The organism is Rothia sp. HMSC066H02, assembly GCF_001814995.1.
GTDB lineage: Bacteria > Actinomycetota > Actinomycetes > Actinomycetales > Micrococcaceae > Rothia > Rothia mucilaginosa.
The window spans coordinates 195,383-204,607 of sequence record NZ_KV818688.1 but is presented as its reverse complement, the minus strand read 5'-3'; the positions used below and the strand labels follow the sequence as shown (position 1 = coordinate 204,607).

The 9,225-nt window shown below is 61.6% G+C and carries 7 protein-coding genes; 3 read left to right on the top strand and 4 right to left on the bottom strand.

The window, feature by feature from the left end; all coding sequences use genetic code 11:
* The first annotated feature begins 467 nt into the window (after positions 1-467).
* Positions 468-1,922 (top strand): 30S ribosomal protein S1, encoded by a 1,455-nt coding sequence (rpsA, locus tag HMPREF2999_RS08100; RefSeq protein WP_005506223.1) that lies wholly within the window; start codon positions 468-470, stop codon positions 1,920-1,922.
* Positions 1,923-2,124: 202 nt separating this feature from the next.
* Here rpsA and coaE read toward each other — a convergent pair whose 3' ends face one another.
* Positions 2,125-2,760 (bottom strand): dephospho-CoA kinase, encoded by a 636-nt coding sequence (coaE, locus tag HMPREF2999_RS08095; RefSeq protein ID WP_070676250.1) that lies wholly within the window; start codon positions 2,758-2,760, stop codon positions 2,125-2,127.
* A 58-nt stretch (positions 2,761-2,818) separates the two neighbouring features.
* Between coaE and HMPREF2999_RS08090 the strand changes: the two genes are divergently transcribed.
* Both HMPREF2999_RS08090 and HMPREF2999_RS08085 read left to right on the top strand, forming a co-directional pair.
* The gene (locus HMPREF2999_RS08090; RefSeq protein WP_070676251.1) at positions 2,819-3,505 is read left to right on the top strand and encodes an IMPACT family protein; all 687 of its coding nucleotides are present in this window, start codon (positions 2,819-2,821) and stop codon (positions 3,503-3,505) included.
* Between the two features lie 527 nt (positions 3,506-4,032).
* Positions 4,033-5,361: a 2-oxoglutarate dehydrogenase gene (locus tag HMPREF2999_RS08085; RefSeq protein WP_070676252.1), complete on the top strand. Its 1,329-nt coding sequence runs from the start codon at positions 4,033-4,035 to the stop codon at positions 5,359-5,361.
* A 182-nt stretch (positions 5,362-5,543) separates the two neighbouring features.
* Here HMPREF2999_RS08085 and HMPREF2999_RS08080 read toward each other — a convergent pair whose 3' ends face one another.
* The 3 genes from HMPREF2999_RS08080 to HMPREF2999_RS08070 form a co-directional block, all read right to left on the bottom strand.
* A complete protein-coding gene (locus HMPREF2999_RS08080; RefSeq protein WP_246823104.1) occupies positions 5,544-6,695 on the bottom strand; it encodes an ABC transporter substrate-binding protein in 1,152 nt (383 codons plus the stop codon).
* A gap of 163 nt (positions 6,696-6,858) precedes the next feature.
* Positions 6,859-7,815 carry an ABC transporter ATP-binding protein gene (locus tag HMPREF2999_RS08075; RefSeq protein ID WP_083315092.1) on the bottom strand — a complete coding sequence of 319 codons (957 nt, stop codon included), beginning with the start codon at positions 7,813-7,815 and terminating at the stop codon, positions 6,859-6,861.
* Positions 7,815-8,957 carry a FecCD family ABC transporter permease gene (locus HMPREF2999_RS08070; protein WP_083315093.1) on the bottom strand — a complete coding sequence of 381 codons (1,143 nt, stop codon included), beginning with the start codon at positions 8,955-8,957 and terminating at the stop codon, positions 7,815-7,817. Before HMPREF2999_RS08070 ends, HMPREF2999_RS08075 begins: the two co-directional genes overlap by 1 nt.
* Positions 8,958-9,225: the final 268 nt, after the last annotated feature.

The window sequence follows — 9,225 nt, the reverse complement described above, 5'->3', positions numbered from 1 at the left end:
GGTGCCCCTGCGTAGGCGCGGAGGAAATATGCGGTGCCCCGCCCCTCCCATGTTGAGAGGAACGAGGACGAGCATCGACCCTCCGCAAACCCCTCCGCGAACCACAACTCCAAAACCGCAAATAAGTACGGGAATCCCGGGCGCGTAACCATTGACGACACGCCCGGGATTCCCGTACACTATTAATCGCGTGTACCAACGTACGGGTTTTCTATGCTCTTTTTCTCCTTAAGAAAACGGGTACAGACTGCTCGTGCACCCTGCTGAGAGCATCTGCTTCCGGTGGGTGGTACACATTGTAAGTATCCGTCAGCTCGACGTTTCCTCACTCCGTTCAAAGGTGTTAACGGCCCTATGCCGTGCGCGCCGGGGTGAAACAGTGAGCCGGTTGGTGCCTCCACCCGGAGGTGTTGAGCGGCGAACCGGCAGCGTCGACCTATTAGAAATCCAATTGGAGCCCTCACTACATGAGCACCAACATCCCTCAGGTCGCAATCAACGACATCGGCGACGAGCAGGCATTCCTCGAGGCAGTCGAGAAGACCATTAAGGTCTTCAACGACGGCGATCTCGTCTCCGGCCAGGTCGTTAAGATCGACCACGATGAGGTTCTGCTCGACATCGGTTACAAGACCGAAGGCGTCATCCCCTCCCGCGAGCTGTCCATCAAGCACGACATCGACCCCTCTGAGGTTGTCGAGCTCGGCTCCGAGGTTGAGGCACTCGTCCTCACCAAGGAGGACAAGGAAGGTCGCCTGATCCTCTCCAAGAAGCGCGCACAGTACGAGCGTGCATGGGGCGACATCGAGAAGGTCAAGGAAAACGACGGCGTCGTTACCGGTACCGTTATCGAGGTTGTCAAGGGTGGCCTTATCCTCGACATCGGTCTGCGTGGCTTCCTGCCCGCATCCCTCGTTGAGATGCGCCGCGTCCGCGACCTCGCTCCCTACATCGGTCAGCAGATCGAAGCTAAGATCATCGAGCTGGACAAGAACCGCAACAACGTTGTTCTGTCCCGCCGTGCATACCTGGAAGAGACTCAGTCCGCTGTTCGCTCCTCCTTCCTCAACGAGCTGGAGAAGGGTCAGGTCCGCGAGGGCGTTGTCTCCTCCATCGTCAACTTCGGTGCATTCGTGGACCTGGGTGGCGTGGACGGTCTGGTTCACGTTTCCGAGCTGTCCTGGAAGCACATCGACCACCCCTCCGAGGTTGTCGAGGTTGGCCAGCCCGTTACCGTCGAGGTTCTCGAGGTGGACCTGGACCGCGAGCGCGTGTCCCTGTCCCTCAAGGCAACCCAGGAAGATCCGTGGCAGGCATTTGCTCGCACCCACGCTCTGGGTCAGATTGTTCCCGGCAAGGTCACCAAGCTCGTTCCCTTCGGTGCATTCGTGCGCGTTGAGGACGGCATCGAGGGCCTCGTCCACATCTCCGAGCTGGCAACCCGCCACGTTGACCTGGCTGAGCAGGTCGTCTCCGTTGGTGAAGAGGTCTTCGTTAAGATCATCGACATTGACATGGACCGCCGCCGCATCTCCCTGTCCCTCAAGCAGGCAAACGAGGGCGTTGACCCCAACGCTACCGAGTTTGACCCCGCTCTGTACGGCATGGCTGCAGAGTACGACGAGGCTGGCAACTACAAGTACCCCGAGGGCTTCGACCCCGAGGCTAACGAGTGGCTGGAAGGCTTCGACGCACAGCGCGAGGCTTGGGAAGCACAGTACGCAGAGGCACAGGCTCGCTTCGAGGCTCACAAGGTTCAGGTTGCTAAGGCTCTCGAGGCTGACGCAGAGGCTGCAGCAGCAGCTCCCGCAGCAGCTGAGCCCGCACCGACCTCTTACTCCTCCGAGGAGCCCGCTTCCGCAGGTACCCTCGCATCGGATGAGGCACTGGCTGAGCTCCGCAAGAAGCTGACCGGCAACTAATCTGCCGCTCAGATGAGCACTCATCAGGCGTAATAGCCGATAGGTAACCCCCGCGTGGGGTGCCTTAGAGCAGAGGAACCCCCTCATCTCCCGTTTGGGAGGTGAGGGGGTTCTTTGCGTTATTGGGAGTGAGCGAGTCGGGGTTGGGTGTGTGGGGAGCCGGGGCCCGGTGTTGCTGTGCCCGGTGTTGCTGGGGAGGATCTTAGGCGGCGGTCATCTGCTCCCAGACGGCGCGCACCTGCTCGGCGGTTTCCTCCAGCGAGCCTCCATTATCAATGATCCAGGTTGCGACCGCCTCACGCTGCTCGTCGGTTGCCTGCGCGGCGATGCGGGCGCGTGCATCCTCCTCACTCATGCCGCGCGAAGATACGAGGCGCTCTAGGCGAGTCGTCAGGGGAGTGCGCACCACGACCACGCCCTCAAAAGCGGACGGGTCACCGGTCTCCACGAGCAGAGGGATATCCTCCAGCACCACGCCGCTAAAACCGGGTTCGGACTGCGCCTGCTCCACCAGCTGCGCGGCACGCTCACGAATAGCGGGGTGCACAATCGCGTTCAGACGCAGGCGCGCCTGCTCATCATTGAACACGATACGCGCCAGGGCGGGGCGGTTGAGGCGGCCGTACTCATCGAGCAGATGCTCACCGAACTCCGCGACCGTGCGGGCGAGCACCGCCTCGCCGGGCTCCATGAGGGAGCGGGAGATAGCGTCCGCATCCACCAGGAACGCGCCCTGCTCAACGAAAAGGGAGGCGATGGTGCTCTTGCCGCTGCCGATACCGCCGGTGAGGGCGTAACGGCGCAGAGCAGTAGAAGCGAGGGAAGAAGGCTGGGACATGGACGGTGCTCCTGACGGGCTGTGCCACAATAGATAGGTACTGATTAGAGGAGGACACATGCAGGAAGAAACTCGCGCCAACCGCTACCTTGTGCCGCGCGGCGATGAGCCCTATGAGAGCCTCCTCGAAATTAAGCGTAGCGAATTTATTGGTCACATCAAGCGCGTGAGCACCGTTGAGGAGGCGCGCGCCTACATTGAGTCGGTGCGCAAGACCTACCACGACGCCCGCCACGTGTGTTCGGCGTTCATTATTGGTGCTGACCGCGATATTCAGCGTTCCTCCGATGATGGTGAGCCCGCCGGTACCGCCGGTGTGCCGATGATGCAGGCACTGCTGGCGCGTCAGACCCGCGAGGACGGCACCACCGACCTGTCGGATGTGGTTGCGGTGGTCGTGCGCTATTTCGGTGGCATTAAGCTTGGCGCGGGCGGTCTGGTGCGTGCCTACACTGATTCGGTGGTGCAGACCCTGGATGGTGCGCTATTTGATTCGCGTGAGCGTCTGCGTGTGGGTCAGGTGCCCAGTTCGCATGCGGATGCTGGCCGCTTGGAGAACGAGATTCGTGCCTCCGGTCTGAACGTGCTGGGTACCGAGTACGGTGCGGAGGGTGCCACGATTTCCCTGGGCGTGTTTGACCGCCCGGAGGAGCTGGCGCGTGCCGAGGAGCTGGTGGTGAGCTTGAGTTCCGGTGCGGCGAGCGTGGCCTGGGGGGATACGCAGTGGGTGGATTTGCCGGTCTAGGTTGCCGGCCTCTAGATTGCCGCTCCCAGATTTCCGGTCTTAGATTTCTGGTTCTAGATTTCCGGGCTAGAGCACCCATGTAAAGCCCCTAAAACCCAAAAGGTAGTCCAACCTTAGTTAATACTTACTCTAACCCTAGTAATTGCCCGCTAAAGCTGATAGCCTAAAAAGCGTTGCGGAACGCACACGCCCCTCCACGGCACGGGCAACGGGTTCGTCACCAGCGGTAACCCAGCCCGACGCCTCCACGAGAGAATGCGTGCGCCCGCACTGACGGGCAGGGCTCAACGCTGACATCTCAGCACCGAGAACTGGGTACTATCTCAGCGCTGAGGTCCTGATGCTGACGTCTTGAAGCTATAGCTTAGTTGCTCAAGGAACGAGGCACAGCTGTATGCCGGTACTATACGACCCGGCAGACGGTCGAGTGTGTGCACGAACCATCTGCCGGTAGGCGCTGAGCCCCGCCCGTCACCTTACGAAGAATCAGCTAACGAACGCTCTGAAGAGCGCAAGGTCGTGAAAACGTGACGCAGTCGGGAACCTACTATCAACAAGTAGACGCACAAGCAGGCAAAAACTCATCAGAGCAGTCCGCGGGCAACCGCGGCGGCACCGCAACCCTCAACCGCCAGGGAGCGCGCCTCCCCAAGATGGGCACTGTCGAGCAGCTTGAACCCGCCACCGTCGCCCAGCTACTCAACGCCTACCGCCAGCAGAACCTCGGCACCCTCCTGGGCGTGCTCACGCAGCGTCCGGCAGAATTTGCGCGTCAGCTCGGCAGGCTCTGCCGCGTCTTCCCCGAACACGTTCACGCTATCGCCCAGGCGTTCGGCACCGTTGGCCGCGCCCTGCCCATTGACGAGCTGGTGCGCCTGCACAACCGCTACTCCAACGCCGCCCGCGGAGTCGGCGAACACCTCAGCCTGGATAACTCCGGTGTGGCGCACCTGGTTCAGAGCCCAGCGCTCAGCCGCGAAGGTGCGGGCCATCTGCTCATGGCGGTTGAGCTCTGCCTCGCCGGCAGGATGCGCGGGCTCACCATCGCCATGCCCTCCACCGAGGCGTTCACCCCGGCTGATCAGGCGCCGAGCTTCGGCTCCTGCAACCCCGCCCTGGACGGTGCCCTCAACGCTTTTGAACCGGCAGGCTGGGAGCCGTTCTCCCTGGACGGTAGCGAAGTGCTGCTCGCGACGGGTGTGCGCGATGTGCCCGACGGCTACGAGTTGTCCCTCTGGCTGCTCGACGACGACTATCGGTGCCGCGCCCGCATTGAGCGTGGCGCCCCGCAGGTGTGCGTGGCAAGCTTCTACGATGAAGAAGTCATCACCCGAACCGTGGAAGAAACCGGGGCGGGTGAAGCCGGCCTGGTTGAGAACTACCGCGTGGAGGAGTACGCGGAACTGGACTTCCTCAACGCCATGGACCGGCAGGTACGCTACGTGGCGGTCACCGCCGCGGTGGGGGAGCCGTTGCTGTCTGTGCTGAACGAGAAGAGCGCGGTGCCGAATAGTATTCCCGACCCTGCCGCTTTTGCGAACGGTGCGGGCGCCTCCCGGTTCGCGAGGAGTGCCCGCCCGGATATCCGCACCGCCGCCGTGGTCGGTAAGGGCCTGCGCACCATCAATCACCGAGGCATGCTGCCGGTGTTGGGCGTGCCGAACCGCACCGTGTGCGCGGTGATTGACCTGTATAAGCAGCGCATCTGCGTGCCGGGTGTGGGTATTCCGCGCGGGCTGAGCGTGGAGGATGAAGAGCGCACCATGCAGCTGATTTTGAGCGCCCTGAACGGGTACCTTCCGCTGACGAACCGGGCGCTGATGAGCCTCGCCGGAGCCACCGTGGAGGTGCGCTAACACTGCCGTCAACTAGCGATGCAGTCAACTAGTACTGCGGCGCCCCACGGCTACAAACCAATAAAATACCGCCCGGAATCGTGCTGTGAGCACGGTTCCGGGCGGTACGTGTTTAACGAGCTAGCCGGTCGCCAGGTGAGCTACCGCCAGGCGAGTTAGTCGCCGGATGAGCTAGTTTCGGATTAGTTAGTTGCGGGGCCCTGACCATTGATGATGCGCTGCGCCTCATCCTCGGTCAGCTGGTAGCCGTAGAAGGTCGAGTAGAACTCGCGGGTCTCCTTCACCAGGTCAACGTCGGAGAACTTCTCGGGGTGGAACAGCTTCGCCGCCCACAGAATCTGCAGAGCCTGCTCAGCGGAGTAGCGGTCCCAGTTGAAGGTGCCGACCGGGTTCTTAATAATTTTGCCGTTCTTCACCGCCGGAACGTCAGCCCACGCGGCGTCCGCCTTGATCGCGTCCACGCCCTTCTGCGCATCCGCGCCGCCAATGATGATGTACTCCGGCTGCGAGGCAATAATCTGCTCCAGAGAAATGTTCTTCAAGTTCTCCACGCCGTCCAGGGAGTTCTTCGCGCCCGAAAGCTTCATCCATTCACCAATTAGGGAGTTTGAGCCGTCCACCTTCGTCAGGTCAGAACCGCCCGCAATGTGCAGCACTTTCGGGGACTCGGTGACGTCCTTAAGGCGCTCCTTGATGAGGTTCTCGTTCTTCTTCAGGTACGCCAGGTACTTCTCGGCACGCTCAATCGCCTCATCGGTGCCAATAACCTCGGCGGTCAGCTCAACGGTGCGCTCCAGGTCAGCGAAGTTCTGGAACTCAACGTGCACCGCCGGGATACCCGCCTCAGCTGCCTTCGCAATCTGCTCCTTCGAGGAGGCGAGCAGTACCTCCGGCTTGTCGGCGAGCAACTGCTCCATGTTCACGTCGGTGCCCTTCACCGGCGCGTCAACCTTCTCAATACCGGGGTACACCTGCTTAAACCATGCCAGCGACTTCACAGCAGTGGTGGTCGAGACGAGCTTATCAGCGCCGCCGAGCAGCAGAACCACCTGGTTGTTTGCGTGCCACAGGTCAGCGATGCGCTCCGGGGTGGTGGGGACGGTGACCTCCTTGCCATCAATGTCCTTAATGACCTTGGTGCCGTCACCGTTATCCTTCACGAAGAAGCTGGTGTGCTTCTTCGAGCTCTGAGAGGAGGCGGAAGCGGACACCGAGCTTGATGCGGAACCCGATGCAGAGGAGGAGGCGGTGTTTGCGGCACCGCAACCGGTCAGCGCAGCCAGCAGCAGGGAAGTGGTCAGGGCAATGCCGGTGTGGAACTTCGTGATTTTCATGATGTGTCTTTCTGTGGTGTACAACGGATAGGTGAATAACCCGGCGGCGGCCTGGGTAGGGTAGGTGTGCTAGGGACACGCCTCTCACAAGATATAGGGCACCTCTACCGCATCTCTTGTGTGCCACCCAAACCACCGCCGGAAAACTAAACGCTGTGAAGGCTCAGCTATCGAGGCTCGTCATGTGGACGCTGGAACGACCCAGCTCGGGGGAGTAAGTCACCGTCAGGTCGGTATTGAAGGTGCGTGAGAGAACCTCGCTCGTGAGCACCTTGGAGGCGCGGCCCGTCAAAAGCTGAGCTGGCGCATCTGCAGGTACCTGAGGCGCTGCGTTTGGCACGGTATCGGGCATATCGTGTGTGCTAAGCAGGGCGACGGTCGCATCCAGCATGAGGGCGTGATCCGGGTTGTGGGTCGTGAAGATGACCCCGTACCCGGCGTCGCGTAGCTGCCGAATTTTCCGCAGAACCTTCGCCTGATTCGCCACATCGAGGGCGCTCGTCGGCTCGTCCAGAACGATAAGCGGGGCGTCTTGCACCAGGGTTCGGGCAATACCCACCTGCTGACGCTGACCGCCGGACAGCTGATCCAGCGGGGAGTGCGCCAGGTCGAGTAGACCCAGCTCCTCCATCACGGTGTGCACCTGCTCACGGTCACGGCGCGAGGGCGAAGAGAACAACCCGATATAGGGTGCGCGACCCATCAGCAGGTACTCGGTCACGGTGTAGGAGATGCCGCGACCCTCCATCTGCGGAAGGTAGGCGATGTGGCGGGCACGCTCAGTTGCGGTCAAAGAATCCAGCGGCTCACCGCCCAGGTGAATGGTCCCCTCGGTGAGCGAGTGCAAACCAATCAGGGAGTTCAACAGGGTGGACTTACCCACACCGTTGCGACCCAGAATGGCGAGGACCTCACCGCGGCGCACCTGCAGGTTCACGTTGCGGAAAATCCAGCGGCTGGAGCGGTGCCCGGAACGGTGCAGACCAGCGCGGTGATCCGTTCGGCGGCGCTTGATGTGCCCGCCCCGGTGGCCGTAACGGAAGCCCGCATCGTCCAGGCGTAGCAGAACCTCTGCGCTCGCATCCGTGCGGTGCTGAGTATCGGGAATGGAAGAAGACATTACTTCACCCGAACCTTTCCGAGCAGCAGTAGCGCCACGTACAGCGGCGTGCCAATGAAACCGGTCAGTACGCTCAGCGGAACCTCCGCACTGGTGAGGCTACGTGCCAGGGTATCGACGAACATCATGAACGAAGCACCCATCAGAATGGACAGCGGCATGAGCTTGGTCGTGTCGCTACCAACCAGCAGGCGGCACAGGTGCGGAATGACCAGGCCTACCCAAGAAATCGGGCCGCCAATACACACGCTGGTCGCGGTGACCAGGGTCGCCAGCAGAATGGTGATACCGCGGGTGCGGGTCAGGGTAATGCCGAGGGTGCGCGCTTCATCGTCACCGAGCGAGAGGATATTGATGCGCCAACGCATCGCCAGGAGCAGCAGGATGCAGGGCACCGCCACCAGCGCAAACTGCGTAAGTGCTTCCGCGCGTACGTCCTGCAGGGAACCCATCTGCCAGAACACGATCTGCGCCAGCTGAGTTTCAGGGTTCGCAATGAACTTCAACGCACCCAGCGCGGCGGTGCCAAAGCCACCCACAATCACGCCGGAAAGCACCAGCATGAGCGTGGACTGATTCTTGAGCAGACGCGGAATGCTCACGGTCAGCAGTACTGCCGCGAGGCCGCCGGCGAGGGCGGAACCCTGAATGGCGAGGCTCGTGCCCACACCCAGCAGAATGGCGGAGGCAGCACCCACCGACGCACCCTGCGAAACACCCAGCAGGTACGGGGAGACCAACGGGTTACGGAATACCGCCTGGAAGGTGGCACCCGCAATGGCGAGGGCGGCACCGATGAGCCCGGCGGCGAGCAGACGCGGAATACGTACGGTCAACAGCATGTTTTCGGCGGGCTTGTAGACTTTCAGGTCCATGCCGAACCAGTTCTTACCGAGAATGCGGAAAAGCTCATCCAATTCGAGCGGGTACCTGCCGGTGATGAGTGAGAGATAGGTGACGCCCAGCAGAATGGCGAGGGCGATGAGCAGAATCAGCGGGTACGAGGACGCGAAGAGGGTGCGCCGATGCTCGGTTTTGGCAACTAAGGTGGCAGCCGGTGTGCCGGTGGGGTTCGCCTCCGGGTTCGCTTCTGTGGATTCGTTCGGGGTTGCCTGTGAAGCTGTCTCCGTGGTCGTGCTCATGGAGTCCTTCCGTGCGCTCTTGTGGTCCCGTTTTGTCTGCGTGTATGCGCTCTAAACATATGTGAGCCACATCAAAGAGGCAAAGGGTGCGGGTGCGGAGCGCCCGTCATAAGTCTTTATGTGTTGCCGCTTATCTTCTGTGGTGCGGTGCCCGTGAGCGGCGGCGGCTGTGGGGGAGGGCGGCCACCCCTAAGAGCGCTGTTCCTAAGAGCACCGTCATCGTGCGGGAGATTGCTCTCGCTCGCCTCCTGCCCGGTAGCGCAGATGA